At 32.0% G+C, this 649-nt stretch carries 1 protein-coding gene; it reads left to right on the top strand.

Annotation, left to right across the window (positions count from 1 at the left end):
- Nucleotides 1–431: 431 nt before the first annotated feature.
- Nucleotides 432–649: BLUF domain-containing protein (locus ACS8FC_RS18360; protein WP_439297844.1), on the top strand; the 218-nt coding region annotated here is incomplete at its 3' end.

Genomic DNA, 649 nt, shown 5'->3' with positions numbered 1-649 from the left:
AAAACATCAAGCTTACGTATCCTGATGATGCCATATTGCTGGCAGCAATTCTTGATATCCAATCCTCACATTAATCAAATTTATAGATTTGCTTCGTATTTATATCAGATAGCTCAAGGTAATGACTGTCAATATCGCATCAATTTTATGGCAATTTTCAGCCTCAATAGAAGTTAAGATATATTAATTTAATATATAATATATATTTAAAACATGTTTTTTGTATATAAGCAAGGTTATTAATTAATAAGAGGTTGCTTTGATGACCAATCTAACCTATGATGTAACTAACTTAATACAATTAATATAAAAACTTATAAAATCAATAATATATCAGAGAAAATTATTACATTTAGTGATGTTTTCTCTATATTTTCTGAAGTTAGTATGATTGTTTTAGCGACATTTACCTAATAATAGGGAGAAGCTGATTGTCAACAATCAACGATTCGACAAATCCAGTAACGACAGATCTCTGCCAGCTTGTATATATAAGCCGGATTACTTCTACTGGTCTTTCAAGTCCTAGCACGCTTAATGACATCTCAGAGACCGCAGTTGAGCGTAACCACGCCGATAACATTACCGGTATTCTTTGCTATGGCAATGGATACTTTTTGCAATGTGTAGAAGGGTCAGAACAAGCACT

It is taken from the genome of Psychrobacter sp. 1Y4, from assembly GCF_051847555.1.
This window is presented reverse-complemented; position numbering and strand designations above follow the sequence as displayed.